Raw genomic sequence first — 21640 nt, 5'->3', positions numbered from 1 at the left:
TCCGGCCCTCGGGGGCGGTCGGATCGCGTGAGCGGGTGCCCCTATCACGGTTGCCGCTCCGGTGGGGGATTTATCCCTGGCGGTCAGCCGTCCCTGAGCTTCTTCAGCAGCGCGATGTCCTCGGCGTGCTTGGGCGCCTTGCCCGGCGTCTCGATGCAGATCGGCACGCCGGCCACCGCAGGGTGCCGCATCAGGTCGGCGAACGGCTGCGCGCCGATGTGCCCCGCCCCGATGTTCTCGTGGCGGTCCTTCTTCGCGCCGCACACGTCCTTGGAGTCGTTGGCGTGGATCAGCCTGAGCCGCCCCGGCGCGATCGTGTGCAGCGCGTCGAACGTCTCCCGCACCCCGCCCTCGGCGGCCAGGTCGTGCCCGGCGGCGAAGGCGTGGCAGGTGTCGAGGCAGATGCAGGCCCGCGGGTGCCAGTCGAGGGCCGACAGGTAGGGCTCGAGGTCCTGAACCGTCGCGCACAACATCGCGCCCTGGCCCGCCATCGGCTCCAGCAGCAGGTCGGGCCCGCCCTCGGGGATCTCGTCGAGCAGCGGCAGCAGGTTGTCGTGCAGCTGCCGCAGCGCGTCGTCACGCGACTGCGTCACCGCCGAGCCGGTGTGCACCACGACCCCCTTGGCGCCGGTCTCCACCCCCCGGCGCAGCGTGTGGCGCACGATCGCGATGGAGTTGGCCAGCGTCTCCGGGCTGGGCGAGCCGAAGTTGACCAGGTAGGGCACGTGGATGAACGTCTCCACGCCCGACTCGGCCAGCTTCGCGTCCTGGTCGGGCTTGCCCTCGGTGAGCGCCCAGCCGCGCGGGTTGGTGACGAAGACCTGGATCATCTCGGCGCCGATCTCGGCCATGTACTTGAGGCCGCCCGTCGCCAGGCCGCCCGTCACGGACACGTGTCCGCCGATCAGGGAAGTTGGGGTCATGATGGCTCTCAGTTTAGGCGCAGCTCCCGACCGTTTCCGTCGCGGCGACACGCGCCCGCCTGCCGTCCTTGGAGCATGACACGAAAAGTGTCCGGCATCCGGACCGCGAGTTGGGAGTTCTGGCGGATGGACCGGGCACGAAGCGCGTGTGTGTACTTCTGACATGCTCACCGACTTCAACGCCCGGTCCCCGGCCGAGGCCGAGGCGGACCTGCTGGCCTGCTGCGCCTCCCGCGCGTTCGCCGGGAAGGTGGCCGCGCTGCGGCCGTACGCCGACGCGGAGCGGCTGTTCGACGCCGCCGGGGCGGCGGTGCTGGAGCTCGCCTGGGACGACGTCCTGGAGGCGCTGAGCGCCCATCCCAGGATCGGGGAGCGGCCGGGCGGGGCCGGCAGGGAGGCGTCGTGGTCCCGCCAGGAGCAGTCGGGCGTGGAGGACGGCCTGCGCGCCGCGCTCGCCGAGGGCAACCGGGCCTACGAGGAGCGGTTCGGCCACGTCTACCTCGTCTGCGCCACCGGGCTCACCGGCGCCGAGATGCTGGCCAGGCTGCGCGAGCGGCTGGGCAACGACGAGGAGCGCGAGCGCGCGGTCGTCAGGGCCGAGCTGGCCGCCATCACCCGGCTGCGGCTGAGCAGGCTCGTGGGGGAGGAGCCGTGAGCTTCTCCACCCACGTGCTCGACGCCGTCACCGGCCTGCCGGCCGCCGGCCTGCGCGTACGCCTGGAGCACGACGGCGACGTCGTGGCCGAGGGCCGCACCGACGACGACGGCCGCATCCAGGGCTGGAACCCCGGCGCCGGCGTGCACCGGGTCGTCTTCGACACCGGGGCATACCTGGAGGACACCTTCTACCCGGAGGTCGTCGTCACCTTCCTGATCACCGACCCCGACCGGCACCACCACGTGCCGCTGCTGCTCAGCCCGTACGCCTACTCCACCTACCGAGGGAGCTGAATGATCGTCAAGCTCGGCGCCAACCGCTACGGCAAGGCGGAGACCAGGCTCGTCCACGTCCTCAGGGACGGCCCCGTGCACCACGTCAAGGACGTCAACGTCAGCACCTCCCTGTCCGGCGACATGGAGGCCGCGCACCTGACCGGCGACAACTCGGCCGTCCTGCCGACCGACACCCAGAAGAACACCGTCTACGCCTTCGCCAGGCAGTACGGCGTCGGCCAGATCGAGGAGTTCGCCCTCCGCCTGGCCAGGCACTTCGTCGCCACGCAGCCCTCGATCCGGCACGCCAGGGTGACGATCGAGGAGTACGGCTGGAACCGCGCGGGCCCGCACTCGTTCGTGCGCGACGGCGGCGAGGTCCGCACCTGCGTCGTCCACCACGACGAGGACGGCCGCAGCACCGTGCTGTCCGGCCTCCGGGAGCTGGTGGTGCTGAACTCGACGGGCTCGGAGTTCCACGGCTACATCACCGACGAGTACACCACGCTCCAGCCGACCACCGACCGCATCCTGGCCACCGCCGTCACCGCCCGGTGGCGGCACACCGCGCCGGAAGCCTCCTCCTACGCGAAGTCGTACGAGGAGGTCAGGCGGTGCCTGATCGACGCGTTCGCCGGCACTCACAGCCTCTCGCTCCAGCAGACCCTGTACGCCATGGGCGAGCGCGCCCTGACCACCTGCCCGGAGATCTGCGAGGTCAGGCTGTCCATGCCGAACAGGCACCACTTCGCCGTGGACCTGTCGCCGTTCGGCCTGGACAACGAGAACGAGGTCTTCCACGCCGCCGACCGGCCGTACGGGCTGATCGAGGGCGGCGTGCTGCGCGACGACGCCCCCGACGCCGGATTCGCCTGGGAGTAGGGGAGATGGACTTTCTGCGCCCCACGACGTGGGAGGAGGCGCTGGCCGCCAAGGCGGACCAGCCGGAGTCGGTGCCCATCCAGGGCGGCACCGACGTGATGGTGGAAATCAACTTCGACGTGCGCAGGCCGCCCGCGCTGCTCGACCTCAACCAGGTGGCCGAGCTGCGTGAATGGTCGATGACCGGCGGGTTGTGCCGGGTGGGGGCCGGGGTGCCGTACGCGGTGGTCGTCGACGAGCTCGGCGGCCCGCTGCCGGGGCTCGCGCAGGCGTCGCGCACGGTCGGCTCGCCGCAGATCCGCAACCGCGGCACGGTCGGCGGCAACCTGGGCGCGGCCTCGCCCGCCGGCGACAGCCATCCGCCGCTGCTGGCGGCCGGGGCGGCGGTCGAGGTGGAGTCGCGCGAGCGGGGCGTCAGGATGATCCCGGCCGCCGAGTTCTACCGCGGGGTCAAGCGCAGCGCGCTGGAGCCGGACGAGCTGATCAGGGCCGTGCACGTGCCGCCCGCCACCGGGCCGCAGTACTTCTCCAAGGTCGGCACGCGCAACGCCATGGTGATCGCGGTGTGCTCGTTCGCGATCGCGCTGCACCCGGGCGAGCGGCGGGTCGGCACCGGGCTCGGCTCGGCCGCGCCCACCCCGCGCCGCGCCCTGGAGGCCGAGGAGCTGCTGGCCGCCGAGCTCGACTGGGAGGCGCCGCTCACGCCCGCGCTGGCCAGGCGCTTCGGGGAGCTGTGCGCGCGGGCCGCCGCGCCGATCGACGACGTGCGCGGCACCGCCGCCTACCGCGTGCACGCCATCGGCGTGCTGGCCCGGCGCACGCTCGCCTGGGCCTGGAACGACCACCTGGAGAAGAGGGCCGCCTGATGCGTGTGAGCTTCGTCGTCAACGGCCGCGAGGAGAGCGCCGACGACGTCTGGGAGGGCGAGAGCCTGCTGTACGTGCTGCGCGAGCGCCTGGGCCTGCCCGGCTCCAAGAACGCATGCGAGCAGGGCGAGTGCGGCTCCTGCACGGTCTACCTGGACGGCGTGCCGGTCTGCGCCTGCCTGGTCGCCGCAGGGCAGGTGGAGGGGCGTCGGGTGCGTACCGTCGAGGGGCTCGCCGAGGGCGACCGGCTCGACCCGGTGCAGGAGGCGTTCGTGGAGTGCGGGGCGGTGCAGTGCGGCTTCTGCACGCCCGGGCTGATCGTGCAGGCGCACGACCTGCTCGAACGCCGCCCGCGCCCGTCCGACGCCGAGATCAGGGAGGCGCTGGCGGGCAACCTGTGCCGGTGCACCGGCTACGAGAAGATCCTGGACGCGGTACGCCTGGCCGCCTCCCGCAAGGAGGCCCGGTGATCATCGAGAACGTCCACGTGGCCCCCGTCGCCGGCCCCGAGCTCGAATCCGGATACATCCGCATCGAGGGGGACCGGATCGCCGAGGTGGCGGCGGGGCCCGCACCCGAGGCCCCGGGAGTCCCCCGGATCGACGGCACCGGCTGCCTGGCCACCCCCGGCCTGGTCAACACCCACCACCACCTCTACCAGTGGGCCTCGCAGGGCCTGGCCCAGGACGCCACGCTGTTCGAGTGGCTGGTGGCGCTCTACGAGGTGTGGGCCGCCATGGACGCCGAGGTGGTCGAGGGCGCGGCCACCGCCGGGCTGAGCTGGCTGGCCCTGTCGGGCTGCACCACCACCAGCGACCACCACTACATCTTCCCCAAGGGCAGGGGCGACCTGCTGGCCGCCGAGATCGAGGCCGCCCGCGCCGTGGGGCTGCGCTTCCACCCGGCGCGCGGCTCCATGGACCGCGGCCGGTCCAAGGGCGGCCTGCCGCCGGACGAGGTGGTCGAGGAGCTGGACGACATCCTGAGCGCCACCGCCGAGGCCGTGGACGCCTACCACGACCCGTCGTTCTCCTCGATGGTGCGCGTGGCGGTCGCGCCGTGCTCGCCGTTCTCGGCCAGCGCCGAGCTGATGACCGAGTCGGCCGCGCTGGCCAGGGCGAAGGGCGTGCGGCTGCACACGCACCTGGCCGAGACCCTCGACGAGGACGAGCACTGCCGCGAGCAGTTCGGCCTGCGTCCCGTCGACTACATGCAGAAGCTGGGCTGGCTCGGCCCGGACGTGTGGTTCGCGCACGCCGTGCACCTCAGCGACCACGACATCGGCAGGCTGGCCGCCACCGGCACCGGCTCGGCGCACTGCCCCTCCTCCAACGGGCGGCTCGGCGCCGGCATCGCCCGCGTGTCGGAGCTGCTCGCACACGGCGCGAACGTGGGCCTCGGCGTCGACGGCAGCGCCTCCTCCGAGCTGACACCGCTGGCCGGCGAGATGCGGCAGGCCCTGCTGTTCCAGCGCGCCCGGTACGGGCCGCGCGCGCTCACCGCCCGGCAGGTCCTGGAGCTGGCCACCCTGGGCGGCGCCCGCAACCTGGGGCGTCAGGACGAGCTCGGCTCGCTGGAGCCCGGCAAGCTGGCCGACATCGCCCTGTGGCGGGTGGACGGTCCCCACACCGCCGCCGTCGCCGACCCCGTCTGCGCGCTCGTCTTCGGGCCCGTGCCGCCGCTGGCCAGGGTGCTGGTCGGCGGGCGCACGGTGGTGTCCGACGGCGAGCTGCGGACCGTCCCCCAGGACGAGGCGGGGCGGGCGGGGGTGCGGGCGCAGCGGCGGCTGGCGCGGCTGGCGCGGGAACGCGGCTTCACCGCCCCCGAACAGATCCACTAGAACGCCGGCACGCCTGAGTGCGGGTTCGCTGTCCATGAGGTCGCGACCACTAGGGTGGGAATGTCCCGAAACGAGCAGGAAAGGCGGTCCCGTGACGGCGGAACTCCCGGACGAGCGGCTGGCGGAGCTCAAGATTGCGTTCGCCTCGATCGACACCGACGGCGACGGCTACATCAGCGAGGCCGAGCTGAAGCGGCACTTCCCCGACCTCCCGGCGGAGGCGCTCGGCGCCATGAGCCAGGAGGCCGACTCCGACCAGGACGGCCGCTACTCCTTCGAGGAGTTCGTCCGCACGGTGTCCTGACGATCTCAGGGGCGCGACAGCTCCCGCTCCAAGGGGGTGCGGAAGCGGGGAGTGACCCTGACCTCGCCGAGCCAGGCGGCCAGCCCGGCCGCCTCGGCCTCGATCGCGGCCACGGCCTGCCCGCCCGCGTCCTCCAGCAGCCGCCAGACGATCTCGCCGTCCGGCCGCTGCGCCCAGCCGCCCACCACCCGGCCGTCCCACCACACCGTCGGGCCCACGTTGCCGTTGCGGTCGAACAGCTCGGCCCGGTGCTCCGGCGGCAGGTACCAGTCGCGGGCCTGCCAGCCCATCGGGGTCGGGTCGAGCGCGGGCAGCAGCGCCGCCCAGGGCTCGGGCACGGCGGTCTCCTCGCCGTCGCCCGGCAGCACGTAACCGGTGCCCTCGTCCAGCTCCACGGCCACCGCGCCGGCGGCGGACAAGGCCCGGCGCACGTCCTTGAGCGTCCAGCCGGTCCACCACTTCAGGTCGGCCTCCGTGCCGGGCCCGAACGCCGCCAGCCACCGGGTCACCAGCTCCGCCTGCGCCTCGTGCGCGGCCAGCTCGGCCATCTCCGGCGCCAGGCCCCAGTAGTGGGTGCCGCTGACCCAGGTGCCGCCCGCGCGGGCCCGCCGTACGAGCAGGCCGTCCATCGCCATCAGGGCCAGCAGCCGCGAGCCGATGCTCACCACGCCCTCGTACGGCTTGCCCACGGCCACCCTGACCTGCTCCCGCAGCCGCGGCTCCAGCCTGCCCAGCTCGGCCGCCGTCGCGTCGCCCGACTCCGCCAGCAGCCGCAGCACGGACGCCTCCACGTCCTTCAGCCGCGCCTCGTCCCAGCCGCCCTCGCCGAACGTCTTCAGCACCGACGCGCGCTCCCTGCGGGCGATGGCCAGCGCCGAGGAATGGTGCACGACCGGCACCAGCTCCGACGGCACCACGAACACCGTGCGCCGCATGCCGGTCATCCGCACCAGCGTGCGGTCCGCGTACAGGGCCCGCTCGACCGGCTCGGGGCCCGGCGCGGTCAGGCGCGCGCCCGCCGACAGGAACACCGTCGCAGGGTCCGTGCCGTGCAGCGCCACCACGGCCGCCGCCGCCTCCTCCGGGGTGGCCGCCTTGCCCGCCAGCAGGTGCCTGGTTCCGAGCCGGGCTCGACGCTGGGCTTGAGAAATCCGCACGAACGCCCCCTTTCCTGCGGTGAGCCTAGTGGGAGGAGGGCGCGAGCCGCTCTTCGGCCACCTGCGGTCTGCCCCGGCCGGGCGCGGGATGTGATGATGAGTCACGCCTTCCTGCCCGCTCGCACCGGGCAGGAAGGCGTGTCTGGACATTGTTCATCATCAGGTGGGAGTTCGTAGTGGTTCAGCATGTTCTGGTCGCCCCGGACAAGTTCAAGGGGTCGCTGACCGCCGCCGAGGTGGCCGCCCGGGTGTCGGCGGGGCTGGGCGTGCCCACGGTGGAGCTCCCGGTCGCCGACGGCGGTGACGGCACCGTGGACGCCGCCGTGGCCTGCGGCTTCGAGCGGATCACGATCGAGGTGACCGGCCCGACCGGCGAGCGCGTCCTGGCCTCCTACGCCTGGCAGCCCGCCGGCACCGCCGTGGTCGAGCTGGCGGAGGCGTCCGGCCTGCGCCGCCTGCCCGGCGACCGCGAGCCCCTGACCGCCACCAGCTACGGCACCGGCGAGCTGATCGCCGACGCCGTGCGCCGCGGCGCCAAGCGCGTGGTGCTCGGGCTGGGCGGCAGCGCCTGCACCGACGGGGGAGCGGGCCTGGCCCAGGCGCTCGGCGCCCGCCTGCTCGACGGCGACGGCGACGACCTGCCCAGGGGCGGGGCGGCGCTCAAGGAGCTGGCCCGCATCGACCTGTCGGGCTTCATGAACGTCTCGGGCGTCGAGTTCGTGGTGGCCAGCGACGTGGACAACCCGCTGCTCGGCCCGCACGGCGCCGCCGCCGTCTACGGCCCCCAGAAGGGCGCCACGCCCGACGACGTGAAGACCCTGGAGGCGGCGCTGGCCCGCCTGGCCGCCGTCGCCACCGCCACGCACGGGCTCATGGGCGCCGTCGAGCACGACGACGTCGTCCGCGCCATGGGCGTGGCGGGGGCTCCGGGAGCGGGCGCGGCCGGCGGTGTCGGGTTCGCGGCGCTGGCGTTCCTGCACGCCGAGATCAGGCCCGGCATCGACTACCTGCTCGACCTGCTCGGGTTCGGCGAGCTGGTGGAGGGAGCCCGCCTGGTGATCACCGGCGAGGGGTCGCTGGACGAGCAGTCGCTGCGCGGCAAGGCCCCCGTCGGCGTCGCGCAGGCCGCGGCCAGGGCGGGCGTGCCCGTGGTCGCCGTCTGCGGGCGCCGCACGCTCAGCGACGCCGAGCTGAAGGCGGCGGGCATCGAGGCCGCCTACGCCCTGACCGACCTGGAGCCCGACCCGGCCGTCTGCATGGCGGAGGCCGGCCCCCTGCTCGAACGCCTCGCCACCCGGCTCGCCGCCGACCGCCGCCTGGAGGGCGATGGATGACCCCGTACGATCTCGTCGTCAGATCCCGCAGGACCGTCACGCCCGAGGGTGAGCGGCCCGCCGCCGTCGCCGTGCGGGGTGGGAAGATCGCCGCCCTGCACGACTACGCCGCCCCCCTGCCCGCGGCCGAGGAGGTGGACCTGCGCGACCTGGCGCTGCTTCCCGGCCTGGTCGACACGCACGTCCACGTCAACGAGCCGGGCCGTACGCACTGGGAGGGCTTCGCCAGCGCGACCAGGGCCGCGGCGGCCGGAGGCGTCACCACGATCGTCGACATGCCGCTCAACTCCCTGCCGCCCACCGTCTCCCGCGAGGCGCTGGACGCCAAGCTGCGGGCCGCCGAGGGGCAGTGCCACGTGGACGTCGGGTTCTGGGGCGGAGCCGTGCCGGGGAACGCCAAGGAGCTGGCGGCGCTGCACGAGCGCGGGGTCTACGGGTTCAAGTGCTTCCTGTCGCCGTCGGGGGTGGCGGAGTTCCCGCCGCTCGGCCCCGCCGAGCTGCGGGCCGCGCTGGAGGAGATCGCCGGGTTCGGCGGGATGATGATCGTGCACGCCGAGGATCCCGAGCTGCTGGCCGAACCAGAGGGGCCGGGCTACCGGGAGTTCCTGGCCTCGCGGCCGGGAGCCGCGGAGCGCAGCGCCGTCACGCAGGTCGTGCGGCTGGCGGAGGAGACCGGGTGCCGGGTGCACGTCCTGCACGTCTCCAGCGCCGAGTGCCTGGAGGTGCTGGAGGCGGCCAGGGCCCGCGGCGTGCCGGTCTCGGCCGAGACGTGCCCCCACTACCTGACGCTGGCGGCCGAGCAGGTGCCCGAGGGGGAGACCGCGTACAAGTGCTGCCCGCCGATCCGCTCGCTGGCCAACCGCGACCTGCTGTGGGACGGGCTGGCGCGCGGCGTGCTGAGCTGCGTCGTGTCCGACCACTCACCCTCGACGGCCGACCTCAAGGTGCCCGACTTCGCCGCCGCGTGGGGCGGCATCGCCTCGCTCCAGCTCGGGCTGACGGCGGTCTGGACGGAGGCCGCGCGCCGCGGGCACGGGCTGGGGGACGTGGTCCGCTGGATGTCGGCCAACCCGGCCGCCCTGGCGGGCATCACCGGAAAAGGCGGGATAAAGACCGGGAACGATGCCGACCTCGTGGCCTTCGACCCCGCCGCCGACACCTTCGTCGACGCCGCCCGCCTCCACCACAAGAACCCCGTCACCCCCTACCACGGCCGCACCCTCAAGGGCGCCGTCCTGACCACCTGGCTGCGCGGGCGGCCGGTGGACGGCCGGCCGCACGGACGACTGCTCATGAAAGGCGATGGATGAGCTCCTTCACCACGCTGCCCGACCTGGCCCTGCGTACCCTCGGCGGCTCGGTGGTGGCCGCCAGCGACGAGTCGTTCGCCGAGAAGGAGAGCCTGATCAGGCCGGGCAGGCCCGGCTTCACGCCGGGGACGTTCGGCGGCAAGGGTCAGGTGTACGACGGCTGGGAGACCCGGCGCAGGCGCGCGCCCGGGCACGACTGGGCCCTGGTACGGCTGGGGGTGCCGGGCGTGATCCGCGGGGTCGTGATCGACACGGCCTGGTTCAAGGGCAACTACCCCACCCACGCCTCCGTGGAGGCCACGGCCGTCGGCGGGCACCCGTCACCGGACGAGGTGCTGGCGGCGCCGTGGACGGAGCTCGTGCCGCTCTCGAAGCTCGGAGGAGACGCCGAGCACGCCTTCGAGGTGCTCGACCAGGGCCGCTACACCCACGTACGGCTCAACATCCACCCCGACGGCGGCGTCGCCCGGCTGCGCGTGCACGGGGAGGCCCGCCCCGACCTGACCGTCCACGACGGGCTCGGGCTCGACCTGGCCGCACTCGCCAACGGCGGGCTCGTCACCGCCTGCTCCGACGAGTTCTACTCCGCGCCCAACAACGTCATCGCGCCCGGCCTGGCCAGGCACCAGGCGGAGGGCTGGGAGACCGCCCGGCGGCGGGGCGGGGGCAACGACTGGCTCGTCATCCGGCTGGCCGGGCGCGGCGTCGTCAGGCTGGCCGAGATCGACACCACCAACCTGCTGTTCAACGCGCCCGCCGCGGTGGCGCTGACCGGGCTGGACGGGGAGCGCGAGGTCGAGCTGCTGCCCAGGACCCGCCTCCAGCCCGACACGCCGCACCGCTTCCGCCTCGGCTCCGCGGAGCCGGTCACGCACGTGCGCGTGGACATCTACCCGGACGGCGGCCTGGCCAGGGTCCGCCTGCACGGCCACCTGGCCTGACCCCGCGCGTGCCCCTGCGGGCACGCGCGTCCGGCTCACTGCCAGAGGTAGACGGTGCTGCCGGCCGGGCGCTCGCTGTTCGGCAGCGGCCGCTGGTACTGCACCACGCCGCCACCGCCGAGCCGCTGCACCCGCACCTGGAAGCCCAGCGCCTCCAGCTCGGCCTTGGCGTCGTTGACGTTCTTGCCGATCACCCCCGGCACCAGGGCGAACTGGTCGCCGTCCCTGGCCTCGCCGTGCCTGCGGAAGAAGTCCCAGATGTCGGTCTGGCAGCGCGCCACCGTCACCATGACCTGCGCGCCCTTGTCGACCTCGGCCTTGGCCTTGGGCGCCTGGGCGATGACCGTGCACGGCTCCGCGTCGTCGTCGACCTCGTTGACCTGCACCTGGAAGCCCTGGCGGCTGAGGAACTCGGCGGCCTGGTCCTTCGGCATCCCGCCCACGTCGGGCATGGTGAGCCCGGCGCTGACGTAGATGTTGACCTTGGTGCCCTCCTTCAGCCTCTCGCCCGACTGCGGGGAGGTGCGGATCACCTTGTCGCGCTCGACGTCCTGGCTGGCCAGGCGCTTGACGGTGCCGACGGTCAGCCCGGCCCCGGCGATCTCGGCGCGCGCCTCGTTGGGGGTCTTGCCCTCGACGTTGGGCACCACGATGCGCTTGGGGCCGAGCGAGAGCACCAGCGTGATCGTGGAGCCCTTCTCCAGCTCGGCGTCGGCCGCCGGATCGGTGCTGAGGACCAGGCCCTCGGCCACCTTCTCGTCGTACTGGCCTTCGGCCTTGCGCATCAGCAGCCCGGCGCCCGCGAGGTTCTTCTCCGCCGCGGTGAGGTTCTGCCCGACCAGGTCGGGCACCCTGACGTACTCGGGCTGGGCGAAGTACCACCCGGTCAGCCCGACCGCCACGACCATCACGGCGGCGAGCGCCACCAGGAACCAGTTGGGGCGGAACCCGCGCCGCTGCTCGGGCACCTCGGCCCGCGGCTGGACCAGCGTGTGCGCGGGCGCGGGCCGCGGCATCGACGGCGCGCCGAACGGCGCCGAGGCCGTGCCGGGGGGCGCGGCGAGCGGCTGGGAGTGCGACAGGACCGGGCCGGTGCCCGGCGGGACGGTCGTGCGCGGCAGCATGCGGTGCGCGTCGACCGCGGCCACGAGCATCGCGGTCGCGTCGGCCGGGCGGTGCTCCGGCTCGCGCGCGGTCGCGCCCGCCACCAGCGTGTCGATCAGCGGCGGCACCTCCGGCACCAGCGACGACGGCGCCGGGACCGTGTCGTGGACGTGCCGGTAGGCCACCGACATCGGGGTCTCCCCGTCGTACGGCTGCTGCCCCGTCACCAGCTCGAACAGCATGATGCCCGCGGCGTAGACGTCGCTGCGCACGTCGGCGGCGCCGGTGATGACCTGCTCGGGCGCCATGTAGCCGACCGTGCCGATCATCACGCCGGTACGGGTCTGGTTGGTCGCCTCGATCGCCTTGGCCAGGCCGAAGTCGACGACCTTGACCCGGCCGTCGTCGGTCATCAGGACGTTCTCGGGCTTCACGTCACGGTGGACCATCCCGGCCTGGTGGGCCGCGCCGAGCGCGGCGAGCACCGGGATCATGATCTCGAGCGCCTCGCGGGCGGGCAGCCTGCCGCGCTCCCGGAGGATGTCGCGCAGGGTCCGGCCCGGGACGTACTCCATCGACAGGTAGACGACGTCGTTGTCGGTGCCCTGGTCGAAGACGTGCACCACGTTGGGGTGCGAGAGGCTGGCAACCGATTTGGCCTCGCCGATGAACCTTCTGACGAACGCCGGGTCCTCGGCGAGCGAGCGGTGCATGACCTTCAGCGCCACCGTCCGGTCGAGCCGGATGTCCAGCGCGAGGTAGACGGTCGCCATACCGCCCCGGGCGATCCGGCTCTCGATGCGGTAGCGCCCATCGAGGAGCCGCCCGACCAGGGGGTCCGCAGTCGTCGTATCCACCCCGCTGAGTTTACGGGCGATTTGCCACCGACATGGCCCCGGCGCCCGAAACCGATGCGGAGACGTTCCCGTAACGTGCTTGCCGGAACGCCTCCGCGCCCGGGCTCAGGGCGTCATCGGGGAGGAGGCCTCGGCGTAGCGGCGGCGCGGGATGCGGCCCGCCTGCCGCGCCAGCCGGCCGGCCACCACGGCCGCCTTCATGGCCGAGGCCATCAGATCGGGCCGCTGCGCCCTGGTGACGGCCGTGGCCAGCAGGACGGCGTCGCAGCCCAGCTCCATGGCCAGCGCGGCGTCGCTGGCCGTTCCGATGCCGGCGTCGAGGATCACCGGGACGGAGGCGGCCTCCACGATGAGCTCGATGTTGTGCGGGTTGCGGATGCCCAGCCCCGAGCCGATCGGCGCGCCCAGGGGCATCACGGCCGCGCAGCCGGCCTGCTCCAGCCGCCGCGCCAGCGCCGGGTCGTCGCCGATGTACGGCAGCACCACGAACCCGTCGGCCACCAGCCGCTCGGCCGCGTCGAACGTCTCGATCGGGTCGGGCAGCAGCGTGCGCTCGTCGGCGATGACCTCCAGCTTGACCCAGTTGGTGCCCAGGGCGTCCCTGGCCAGCCGGGCCGTCAGCACGGCCTCGCCCGCGGTGAAGCAGCCCGCGGTGTTGGGCAGCACCTTGATGTCGCGCTCGCGCAGCACGTCCAGCACGGAGCCGCGGGCGCCGGGATCGAGCCTGCGCATCGCCACCGTCGTCAGCTCGGTGCCGGACGCCGCCAGCGCCTGGTCGAGCACCTCCAGCGAGGGCGCGCCGCCCGTCCCCATGATGAGCCGGGAGGAGAACTTCTCCCCGGCGATGATCAGATCATCCACCTTGCACCGCCGTCAGAACCTCCACGCGGTCACGGTCGCGCAGCGCCGTCGTCTCCCAGGCGCCGCGCGTGACCACCTCGTCGTTCACGGCCACGGCCACTCCGGTGGTGGCCGAGGTCAGGGTATGTACGGCTTGAGCCACGGTCATGCCGTCGGCCACCTCGTGGGTCGAACCGTTGATCACAACAATCATGAAATTTCCCGAAATCTCCCGGGCGCGCACAGCGCCGCCAGCTCGCTCTCCTCGCCCAGCAGGATCGCGGTCGTGAGCGGGGCGAGCAGCACGCCGCCCCGGTGGTGCCCGGTCGCGTACGCCAGCCCCGGCGTACCGCTCGGGCCGATCAGCGGCAGGTTGTCCGGCGTCCCCGGCCGCAGCCCCGCCACCACGTCGGCGACCTCCAGCTCGGTGACGCCAGGCACCAGCTCCCTGGCGTCCCGCAGCAGCTCGTAGAGCCCGCCGGCCGTCACCCTGGTGTCGAACCCCATCTCCTCCTGCGTGGCCCCGACCACGAGCTCGCCGTCGCCCCGGGGGACCAGGTAGACGGACGAGCCGTGCACGGTGCCGCGTACGCACCGGCCGAGCAGCGGCTGCGGGGAGCGCAACCGCATGATCTGCCCCTTGACCGGCCGCACCGGCACCTCGGCCAGCTCGGAGCTCCACGCGCCCGCCGCCAGCACGACCCGGTCGCCCCGCACCTCCCGTCCGATGCCGTCCTCGGGGGCCGGTGGCGGTGCGAGGCGGACTCCCGCGACCCGGCCGCCCTCGTACAGGAACTCGGCCGCCCGGGCCCGCACCAGCGGGACGCCCAGCCGTTCCAGCGCGGCCAGCAGGGCCGCCGTCACGCGGCGCGGGTCCACCCACGCGTCGCCGGGCGCCAGCAGGCCGCCGCGCACGGAGGGGGCCAGCATGGGCTCCAGGCGGCGGCACTCGCGCCCGGTGAGGCGCTCGACCGGCAGGCCCAGCTTCTCCATGTACGCGGCCAGCTCGCCCAGCGCCGCCATGTCGTCGGCCCCGAACGCCACATCCAGCGTCCCGTCCGCCCGCAGGTCCAGCCCGCGTACCTCGGCGAACCCCGGCCCGGCGCCCGCGGCCGACCCGTCGCCGGGTCTCGTGCCGGCGCTGGATTCGGGCTCGATGCCCGATGGCGGCCCTGTGCCCGCGACCAGGCCGGCGTCCGTGGACAGGCCGGCGTCGGCGGTCAGTTCGGCGGCGAAGGCGGGCCAGCGGCGCAGGGAGGCCACGCCCAGCCGGAGCAGCGGCGCCTCGGTGTAGGTCACCTCGCTGACCGGGGCCAGCATCCCCGCCGCCGCGTACGAGGCCCCCCTGCCGGGAGCCGGGTCCACCACGGTGACGGGCCGCCCCGCGCGTGCCATCCGCCAGGCCACCGAGAGCCCGACGACCCCGCCACCCACGATCACATCCACCTGCGCTCCCTTCGCCGGCATGATCCGGATCAGGTGTCTTGCGGTCGAAGGCCCGGCAAAGCCTTCCTCTCAGCCCGGTTACGGCCGGACTCCCGCGCGTCTTACCCGAACAGCCTACGGCCTCGGTGCCACGTCCACGCACGCCCCCCGTTATGGTCATCAACGTGAACCATGTCGTGGTGGTGGGAGCGGGCCTGGCCGGAGTGCGTACGGTGGAGGCCCTGCGCGGGCGCGGCTTCACCGGCCGGATCACCCTGATCGGGCAGGAGCGGCATCGTCCCTACGACCGCCCGCCGCTGTCCAAGGCCGTGCTGAAGGGCGAGGCCGACACCAGCTTCGTCGACACCGACCTCGACGCGCTCGGCGTGGAGTTCTGGCCGGGCGTCGCCGCCAAGTCGCTGCGCGCGGGCGTCGTGGAGACCACCGAGGGCGAGGTCGCCTACGACGGCCTGGTCATCGCCACCGGGGCCGACCCGATCCGGCTGCCCGGCGACGGCCCCCAGCACGTCCTGCGCACCCTCGACGACGCTCACGAGCTGCGGGCCATGCTCGTCCCCGGCGCCCGCGTCGCCGTCATCGGCGCCGGGTGGATCGGCGCCGAGGTCGCCACCGCGGCCCGCCGCGCCGGCTGCGAGGTGACGGTCGTCGAGTCCGCCTCCGCCCCGCTCTCGACCGCGGTCGGCGCCGAGCTCGGGGGGCGCACACTGCCCTGGTACGACGGCATCGACCTGCGGCTGCGCACCATGGTCGACTCCGTGGACGAGGGCGGGGTGCGGCTGGTGGGCGGCGAGTTCGTCGAGGCCCACGTGGTCGTCACCGGCATCGGCGTGCGCCCGGCGGTCGAATGGCTCGCCGACGCCGACATCGACCTGCACAACGGCGTCGTCACCGACGAGCACCTGCGCACGTCCCTGCCCGGCGTCGTCGCGGTCGGCGACTGCGCCGCCTGGTGGTCGCGCCGCTGGCAGGCCAGGCTGCGGGTCGAGCACTGGGACACCGCGCTCAACGCCCCCGACGTGGCCGCGGCGACGCTGCTGGGGGAGGAGGCGGTGTACGATCCGGTGCCGTACTTCTGGTCCGAGCAGTTCGGGCACATGCTCCAGTACGCCGGCCACCATCCGGCGGGCGATCGGCTCGTCTACCGCGGCGAGCCCGAGGGCAAGTGGTCGGCCGTCTGGCTCGCCGGCGACGGCACCCTGGCCGCCGTGCTCGCCGTCGACCGGCCCCGCGACCTCGTGCAGGGGCGGCGGATCATCGGTGCAGGCTCGCGCCTCGACGCGGAACGCCTGGTAGATCCACAAGTACCCCTACGAGATTGTGTTGTTTGAGCAAGCACGGCATGTGGTAGTTGTGGTTTCGTGACGCTTTCTGTTGCACAGATCGACCGGGAGACCGACCAGCTCGTTGACGAGTGGCTCACCCTCCCCGAAGTGGCTACGCGCCTCGATCTTCCGATCGGGCGAGCCAAGCAACTCCTCCGGGACCACAAGCTCCTCGGCGTGCGCCGGGGCAGCGGCGGGCCGCAGGTGCCCGCGGTGTTCCTCGATGGAAAGGACGTGATGAAGGGCCTGCCCGGCACGCTGACCGTGTTGCAGGACGCCGGCTACGACGACGTCGAGTCGCTGCGCTGGCTCTTCACCCCAGACGAGTCCCTGCCGGGGTCGCCCATCGAGGCGATCAAGGCCGGCCGTCACACTGAGGTCAAGCGGCGTGCCCAAGCCCTCGCTTTCTGAGGCCCGCCTCTATCTCTGCACGGACGGCCGCCGCGACCGCGGCGACCTGGCAGAGTTCCTCGACTCGGTGCTGGCCGGCGGCGTGGACATCATCCAGCTGCGGGAGAAGGGCCTGGAGGCCCGCGAAGAACTCGCGCTCCTCGAAGTCTTCCGCGACGCCTGCGACCGGCACGGCAAGCTGCTGGCCGTCAACGACCGGGCGGACATCGCCTACGCCGCCCGGCCCGACGTGCTCCATCTGGGGCAGGACGACCTTCCTGTGATGGTCGCGCGAGAGATACTCGGCGACGACATCGTCATCGGACGGTCCACCCACTCCGCCGCCGAGGCTTCCGCCGCGGCCGTGGAGGAGGGCGTCGACTACTTCTGCTGCGGCCCCACCTGGCCCACCCCGACCAAGCCGGGCCGCCCGGCTCCCGGCCCGCCGCTGCTGCGGCACGCGGCGTCGCTGGAGACCTCGCGGCCGTGGTTCGGGATCGGCGGCATCGACCTCGGCAACCTGGACGAGGTGATGGCGTGCGGGGTGCGGCGCGTGGTGGTGGTGCGGGCGATCACCGACGCCGACGACCCTGGGGCGGCGGCGGCGGAGTTCGCCAAACGGCTCTCGGCCGGCTGACTACCGGGCGCCCGCCCTTCACGGCGGGCGCCTCCGTCATCCCCGCGCACAGCGCCCCGCAAGCAGCAGCGCCCGCGTGACCTGCGGTGCGGGCGTGGCGACGGTGGGGCGGTGCCCGCAGCACGCGCGGGCGTGATGCGAGGCCGGCGGCGCAAGGTGCCCGCGTGACCTGCGGTGCCGCGTCTGACTTGCGGTGCCGTGTGTGGTGCGGTGCTCGCGCGCCATGCGGGCCTCGCGGGCAGAGGTGTGCGAGTGTGGCGGATCAGGTCTTGCGGGAGGTGGCGGCGATGGCGAGGTCGGTGAGCGCGGCCCGGGACTCCGGCGTGACCGGAGCCGTTTCGAGAGCCGCCAGCGCCAGCTCCAGGTAGTCGCCGATCAGGTCCTCGCACTCCTGCAGCGCCCCCGTGCCGTCGATGATCTCCCGCAGCGTGGCGACCCCGTCCTCGTCCAGCTCGGGATCCCCGAGGAGCCGCCGCACGGTCTCGGCGTCCGCAGGGGAGGCGGCGGCCAGGGTGCGGGCCACGAGCATCGTGCGCTTGCCCTCCCGCAGATCGTCCCCCGCCGGCTTGCCCGTCTGCGCCGGGTCGCCGAACACCCCGAGCACGTCGTCACGGAGCTGGAAGGCGATCCCGACCCGCTGCCCGTACCCGGTGCACAGGTCGTCCATCCACGGCAGGAGCTCGCGGGCGGCGAGCGCGAGGCCGAGCCTGAGCGGCTGCTCCACCGAGTACTTGCCGCTCTTGAACAGAGCCACCCGCAGCGCCGACTCGAACGTGTTCTCCCCGTTGGCCTGCTCCAGCAGGTCGAGGTACTGCCCGCACATCAGCTCGCTGCGCATGTGGTCGTGGACGGGCTGGGCCGCCTCCAGGGACTCGCGCGGCAGGTCGCTGGTCCGCCACATCTCGCCGGACCAGATCAGCAGCAGGTTGCCGAGCAGGATGGCCGCGCCCTCGCCGAACTGCTCGGCCGAGCCGTACCAGCCGGACTTCTCGTGCATCGCCTGGAAGCGGCGGTGCGCGGACGGCATGCCGCGGCGCAGGTCGCTCTTGTCCATCACGTCGTCGTGCACGAGCGCGCTGGCCTGGAGCAGCTCCAGCGAGGCCGCGGCGGTGAAGACGCCGGGCACGTCGGTGCCGCCGGCGCCGCGCCAGCCCCAGTAGCAGAACGCCGGGCGCAGCCGCTTGCCGCCGGACAGCAGCTCATCCGCTGCCGTGCGCAATGGAGCGAACTCGGGGTCGTCGGCGGAGGGCAGCTTCCGCTCGACGAACTCGGCGAGGGCACGCTCCACCTGGGCGCGCAGGGTCTCCATGCCGGCGGCGTCAGTGGTCATGCCCCTGAGACTAGTGGCCCGGAGGACAGGTACGGATCTCCAGGTGGCTCCTGTCACCCGCCGGTTCGAGGATGTGACGGTAACCTTGCCTCATGGCGCTTGGTCGATCCTCCATCCGGCCCGATCGTGTTCCCACCGTCCGCGAGATGCTCGCCTCCGGTGGCCGGTCGTTCTCTTTCGAGTTCTTCCCCCCGAAGACCGACGAGGGCGAGCGGCAGCTGTGGCGGGCGATCAGAGAGCTGGAGTCGCTGCGGCCGACCTTCGTGTCGGTGACGTACGGCGCCGGCGGCTCCACCCGCGACCGCACGGTCGACATCGTCGAGCGGATCGCCCACGACACCACCCTCACCCCTGTGGCGCACTTCACAGCGGTCAACCACTCGATCCGCGAGCTGCGTCACCTGGTGGGCCGCTTCGCCGACGCCGGGGTGCGCAACATCCTGGCCGTCCGCGGCGACCCGCCCGGCGACCCCATGGGCGAGTGGGTGCAGCATCCCGAGGGCGTGCTGTACGCCGAGGAGCTGGTGCGGCTGATCCGGCAGGCCGGCGACTTCTGCGTCGGCGTGGCCGCCTTCCCGTACAAGCATCCGCGCTCGCCGTCCATCGACTCCGACACCGAGTACTTCGTCCGCAAGTGCCGGGCGGGGGCCGACTACGCGATCACGCAGATGTTCTTCCAGGCCGACGACTACCTGCGGCTGCGCGACCGGGTGGCGGCCCAGGGCTGTGACACGCCGATCATCCCGTGCATCATGCCGGTCACGCAGATGAGCACGATCGCGAGGTCGGAGCAGCTGTCAGGGGCGCCGTTCCCGCCGGACGTGGCGGCCAGGTTCGAGGCGGTCAAGGACGATCCGGCGGCGGTGCGGCGGCTGGGCATCGAGCACGGCGCCGAGCTGTGCCAGCGGCTGCTCGACGAGGGCGCGCCGGGGATCCACTTCATCACCTTCAACCGGTCGAGCGCGTCCCGCGAGGTGTTCCAGCGGCTGGAGCGGCTGCCCGCCTCAGCGTGACCTCGGCGTGAGTGAGCGCCCGTGAGTGAGCGCCCGCCACCCGCCCGCAGGGGGACCGGGCGGGTGACGGGCAGGGGAAGATGGGTGACGGGTAAAGGGTCGGCTACTTTCCGTCACTGATCGTGCCCGGTGTCATGGCGCGGTAAACCCACAGGTCACAGCTTTACCAGCTCAGGTCAAGGGGAGCGGGCGGCCCGCGATCGCGTACTCCTCCGAGCCGCCGGGGAAGATGAACCTCGTCAGCAGGTCGCTGAAGCCCATGCTGGCGTAGAGGTGGCGGGCGGCCGTGGGCTGGTCGTGGGTCGACAGCACGGCCGAGCGCTCGCGGCGCCCGGCGCACAGCGTCGTGATCATGGCGCGGCCGACGCCCTTGCTCTGGTAGTCGGGATGCACGTGGATCTCGGCCAGCTCGAACGCGTGCCCCATCCAGGCGTTCGCCGCCTCCTCGCCCAGCCGGTCGGCCAGGCCCCGTAGGACGACGTCGTGCCACCACTGCCCCGGCGCCCCCCGGAATCCGTACGCGAAGCCGACGGTCCGGGGTTCCGGAGCGGGCATATCTGGGGATGAATCACGCAATTCCGCGAAATAGCACTGAAAATGGGGATATGTCGCGTGATTTCGCATGATCGTCTTGCGGCCGGTGATCTGCTCCTCCGGCGGGTTCATGGCCGCCGTGTAAATGTCGATCACCGTCTCCAGCCGCTCGGTGAACTCGGCCGGCCCGGCCCCGCGAAACTCGATCATCCGTCGCACACTACTCGACGTCCACCGGCATGCCCCCGGTGATCCGCACGAGCTCGTCGAACGTCGTCGGGAACACCGTGTGCGGATGCCCGCCCGCGGCCCACACCACCTCGTGCTTGCCCAGCCAGTTGTCCACCAGGGTGCGCACCGGCGCGGGGTGCCCGACCGGGGCCACGCCGCCGATCGGCTGCCCGGTGGCCTCCCTGACGAACTCCGGCGTCGCCCTGCGTACCCGCTGGACCCCCGCCGTACGGGCGATCAGCTCGACGTCCACCCGGTGCGCGCCGCTGGTCAGCACGAGCAGCGGCGCGCCGTCGGCGTCGAAGATCAGGCTGTTGGCGATCGCGCCCACCTCGCACCCGAGCTGCGCCGCCGCGGTCGCGGCCGTGGGCGCCTTCTCCGGCAGGACCACGATCTCACCCGTGGCACCGAGCGCGCGCAGGGCGGACTCCACGAGGACGGCGTTCGCAGGCAACTTCTCAGACATGGAGACACTCTAAACAGGTTGACGCCTGTATTACCCATTCCTGGTAAGTGGTGTAGGGTCCCCTGATCCGTTCTTTAGGAGAGGTGGTACGCGTGCGGGTTCGACGGCTGCCCCGGGTGGCTGCTCTTCTGACGGCCGGCGCGGTCGTCGTCTCGGGCTGCGGCACGCAGCGGCTGGAACCGCGGGCGCAGGCGCCGCTGCCCGCCTCCCCTCCTCCCGCCGCCGCACAGCAGGGCCCGTCCGCCGTCACCCCCGAGGCCGTCACCGCGCCGCGCAAGACGCTCAGGCTCGGCGCCAAGGGCAAGACCGTCACCTGGATGCAGAAGCGGCTCATCGAGCTCGGCTACCGTCCCGGCAAGGTCGACGGCCAGTACGGCGGCACCACGCTGGCCGCCGTCTGGGCGTTCCAGAAGGTCAACGGCATCAAGCCGACCAGCACGATCGCCAAGCGCACCTGGGAGGCGCTGGAGTCGCCGCGCACGCCCAAGGTCCTGGCACCGAACGGCAAGGGCACCCGCGCCGAGGTCAACCTCAGCAAGCAGATCATGGTCCTGTACGTGCGCGGCGAGGTGAAGCTGATCACCCACATCTCCTCCGGCAGCGGCATCCCGTACTGCGAGACCACCACCTGGCAGGGCAAGGAGCAGCGCTTCTGCGGCTCGGCCCGCACGCCGACGGGCAACTACCGCACGACCTGGCGAGTGAGCGGCTGGCACAAGTCGTACCTGGGCGAGCTGTACAACCCGATCTTCTTCAACGGCGGCATCGCCTTCCACGGCGCGCTGTCGGTGCCGCTCTACCCGGCCTCGCACGGGTGCGTGCGCATGCCCATGAACGTCGCGCAGGAACTGCCCGGGCTGCTGGGCAAGGGTGTCCCGGTGCACGTCAGGGGCGCGTACAAGCGTGCCTAGCATGCCTGAGGCCGGATAACCCCGGCATAACCGAAATCGGTGACAGGCCGGTTATCCGTGGTCTGGTGA

Annotated in this window: 24 protein-coding genes and 1 riboswitch; of the genes, 15 read left to right on the top strand and 9 right to left on the bottom strand. The window is 73.0% G+C overall.

Annotation, left to right across the window (positions count from 1 at the left end):
• Nucleotides 1–83: 83 nt before the first annotated feature.
• Nucleotides 84–923, bottom strand: coding sequence for a deoxyribonuclease IV (locus HD593_RS38330; protein WP_185106800.1), 840 nt, complete (start codon nucleotides 921–923; stop codon nucleotides 84–86).
• 163 nt (nucleotides 924–1086) lie between these two features.
• Here HD593_RS38330 and uraD point away from each other — a divergent pair, with 163 nt between their 5' ends.
• The 7 genes from uraD to HD593_RS38295 all read left to right on the top strand — a co-directional run bounded on the left by uraD (nucleotide 1087) and on the right by HD593_RS38295 (nucleotide 5748).
• Nucleotides 1087–1578: a 2-oxo-4-hydroxy-4-carboxy-5-ureidoimidazoline decarboxylase gene (gene uraD, locus HD593_RS38325; RefSeq protein ID WP_185106798.1), complete on the top strand. Its 492-nt coding sequence runs from the start codon at nucleotides 1087–1089 to the stop codon at nucleotides 1576–1578.
• On the top strand, nucleotides 1575–1874 hold the full coding sequence (gene uraH / locus HD593_RS38320; protein ID WP_185106796.1) for a hydroxyisourate hydrolase: 300 nt from the start codon (nucleotides 1575–1577) through the stop codon (nucleotides 1872–1874). Before uraD ends, uraH begins: the two co-directional genes overlap by 4 nt.
• Complete coding sequence (gene pucL / locus HD593_RS38315) at nucleotides 1875–2738, top strand: factor-independent urate hydroxylase (RefSeq protein WP_185106794.1); 864 nt, start codon at nucleotides 1875–1877, stop codon at nucleotides 2736–2738.
• Nucleotides 2739–2743: 5 nt separating this feature from the next.
• On the top strand, nucleotides 2744–3604 hold the full coding sequence (locus HD593_RS38310; RefSeq protein ID WP_185106792.1) for an FAD binding domain-containing protein: 861 nt from the start codon (nucleotides 2744–2746) through the stop codon (nucleotides 3602–3604).
• A complete protein-coding gene (locus HD593_RS62295; protein ID WP_185106790.1) occupies nucleotides 3604–4074 on the top strand; it encodes a (2Fe-2S)-binding protein in 471 nt (156 codons plus the stop codon). The genes HD593_RS38310 and HD593_RS62295 overlap by 1 nt, the downstream gene beginning before the upstream one ends.
• Nucleotides 4071–5444, top strand: a complete 1374-nt coding sequence (locus HD593_RS38300; RefSeq protein WP_379478833.1) for an 8-oxoguanine deaminase — start codon at nucleotides 4071–4073, stop codon at nucleotides 5442–5444. Before HD593_RS62295 ends, HD593_RS38300 begins: the two co-directional genes overlap by 4 nt.
• A gap of 91 nt (nucleotides 5445–5535) precedes the next feature.
• Nucleotides 5536–5748 carry an EF-hand domain-containing protein gene (locus tag HD593_RS38295; RefSeq protein WP_185106788.1) on the top strand — a complete coding sequence of 71 codons (213 nt, stop codon included), beginning with the start codon at nucleotides 5536–5538 and terminating at the stop codon, nucleotides 5746–5748.
• 5 nt (nucleotides 5749–5753) lie between these two features.
• On the opposite strand, the gene HD593_RS38290 is transcribed toward HD593_RS38295, so the two are convergent.
• Complete coding sequence (locus tag HD593_RS38290; protein ID WP_312904006.1) at nucleotides 5754–6905, bottom strand: winged helix DNA-binding domain-containing protein; 1152 nt, start codon at nucleotides 6903–6905, stop codon at nucleotides 5754–5756.
• Nucleotides 6906–7081: 176 nt separating this feature from the next.
• Here HD593_RS38290 and HD593_RS38285 point away from each other — a divergent pair, with 176 nt between their 5' ends.
• The 3 genes from HD593_RS38285 to alc are packed head-to-tail and all read left to right on the top strand — an operon-like array spanning nucleotide 7082 to nucleotide 10490.
• The gene (locus tag HD593_RS38285; RefSeq protein WP_185106785.1) at nucleotides 7082–8239 is read left to right on the top strand and encodes a glycerate kinase; all 1158 of its coding nucleotides are present in this window, start codon (nucleotides 7082–7084) and stop codon (nucleotides 8237–8239) included.
• Nucleotides 8236–9549 carry an allantoinase AllB gene (allB, locus tag HD593_RS38280; protein WP_185106783.1) on the top strand — a complete coding sequence of 438 codons (1314 nt, stop codon included), beginning with the start codon at nucleotides 8236–8238 and terminating at the stop codon, nucleotides 9547–9549. The genes HD593_RS38285 and allB overlap by 4 nt, the downstream gene beginning before the upstream one ends.
• Nucleotides 9546–10490 carry an allantoicase gene (gene alc / locus HD593_RS38275; protein WP_185106781.1) on the top strand — a complete coding sequence of 315 codons (945 nt, stop codon included), beginning with the start codon at nucleotides 9546–9548 and terminating at the stop codon, nucleotides 10488–10490. Before allB ends, alc begins: the two co-directional genes overlap by 4 nt.
• A 35-nt stretch (nucleotides 10491–10525) precedes the next feature.
• On the opposite strand, the gene pknB is transcribed toward alc, so the two are convergent.
• From pknB to HD593_RS38255, 4 genes are all read right to left on the bottom strand, one after another.
• Complete coding sequence (pknB, locus tag HD593_RS38270; protein WP_185106780.1) at nucleotides 10526–12451, bottom strand: Stk1 family PASTA domain-containing Ser/Thr kinase; 1926 nt, start codon at nucleotides 12449–12451, stop codon at nucleotides 10526–10528.
• A gap of 105 nt (nucleotides 12452–12556) precedes the next feature.
• Complete coding sequence (locus HD593_RS38265) at nucleotides 12557–13312, bottom strand: thiazole synthase (RefSeq protein ID WP_185106779.1); 756 nt, start codon at nucleotides 13310–13312, stop codon at nucleotides 12557–12559.
• Nucleotides 13305–13505, bottom strand: a complete 201-nt coding sequence (gene thiS / locus HD593_RS38260) for a sulfur carrier protein ThiS (RefSeq protein WP_185106778.1) — start codon at nucleotides 13503–13505, stop codon at nucleotides 13305–13307. Before thiS ends, HD593_RS38265 begins: the two co-directional genes overlap by 8 nt.
• On the bottom strand, nucleotides 13502–14737 hold the full coding sequence (locus tag HD593_RS38255) for an FAD-dependent oxidoreductase (protein ID WP_379478832.1): 1236 nt from the start codon (nucleotides 14735–14737) through the stop codon (nucleotides 13502–13504). Before HD593_RS38255 ends, thiS begins: the two co-directional genes overlap by 4 nt.
• Nucleotides 14727–14843: riboswitch (TPP riboswitch) on the bottom strand. It overlaps the preceding gene by 11 nt.
• A gap of 58 nt (nucleotides 14844–14901) precedes the next feature.
• Between HD593_RS38255 and HD593_RS38250 the strand changes: the two genes are divergently transcribed.
• The 3 genes from HD593_RS38250 to thiE are packed head-to-tail and all read left to right on the top strand — an operon-like array spanning nucleotide 14902 to nucleotide 17086.
• Entirely contained in the window at nucleotides 14902–16065 is a 1164-nt protein-coding gene (locus tag HD593_RS38250) for an NAD(P)/FAD-dependent oxidoreductase (protein WP_312904005.1), read from the top strand.
• Between the two features lie 30 nt (nucleotides 16066–16095).
• Entirely contained in the window at nucleotides 16096–16470 is a 375-nt protein-coding gene (locus HD593_RS38245) for an Rv2175c family DNA-binding protein (protein WP_185106775.1), read from the top strand.
• Nucleotides 16448–17086 (top strand): thiamine phosphate synthase, encoded by a 639-nt coding sequence (gene thiE / locus HD593_RS38240; protein ID WP_185106774.1) that lies wholly within the window; start codon nucleotides 16448–16450, stop codon nucleotides 17084–17086. The genes HD593_RS38245 and thiE overlap by 23 nt, the downstream gene beginning before the upstream one ends.
• Nucleotides 17087–17348: 262 nt before the next feature.
• On the opposite strand, the gene HD593_RS38235 is transcribed toward thiE, so the two are convergent.
• Nucleotides 17349–18416 (bottom strand): polyprenyl synthetase family protein, encoded by a 1068-nt coding sequence (locus tag HD593_RS38235; protein WP_185106773.1) that lies wholly within the window; start codon nucleotides 18414–18416, stop codon nucleotides 17349–17351.
• A 92-nt stretch (nucleotides 18417–18508) separates the two neighbouring features.
• On the opposite strand from HD593_RS38235, the gene metF reads away from it, so the two are divergent.
• Nucleotides 18509–19429, top strand: coding sequence for a methylenetetrahydrofolate reductase [NAD(P)H] (gene metF, locus HD593_RS38230; RefSeq protein WP_185106772.1), 921 nt, complete (start codon nucleotides 18509–18511; stop codon nucleotides 19427–19429).
• 171 nt (nucleotides 19430–19600) lie between these two features.
• Here metF and HD593_RS38225 read toward each other — a convergent pair whose 3' ends face one another.
• The gene (locus HD593_RS38225) at nucleotides 19601–20173 is read right to left on the bottom strand and encodes a GNAT family N-acetyltransferase (protein WP_185106771.1); all 573 of its coding nucleotides are present in this window, start codon (nucleotides 20171–20173) and stop codon (nucleotides 19601–19603) included.
• A gap of 10 nt (nucleotides 20174–20183) precedes the next feature.
• On the bottom strand, nucleotides 20184–20660 hold the full coding sequence (locus HD593_RS38220) for a YbaK/EbsC family protein (RefSeq protein WP_185106770.1): 477 nt from the start codon (nucleotides 20658–20660) through the stop codon (nucleotides 20184–20186).
• Between the two features lie 92 nt (nucleotides 20661–20752).
• Here HD593_RS38220 and HD593_RS38215 point away from each other — a divergent pair, with 92 nt between their 5' ends.
• A complete protein-coding gene (locus HD593_RS38215; protein WP_312904004.1) occupies nucleotides 20753–21571 on the top strand; it encodes a L,D-transpeptidase family protein in 819 nt (272 codons plus the stop codon).
• Nucleotides 21572–21640 lie beyond the last annotated feature (69 nt).

This window comes from Nonomuraea rubra (genome assembly GCF_014207985.1).
GTDB lineage: Bacteria > Actinomycetota > Actinomycetes > Streptosporangiales > Streptosporangiaceae > Nonomuraea > Nonomuraea rubra.
This window is presented reverse-complemented; position numbering and strand designations above follow the sequence as displayed.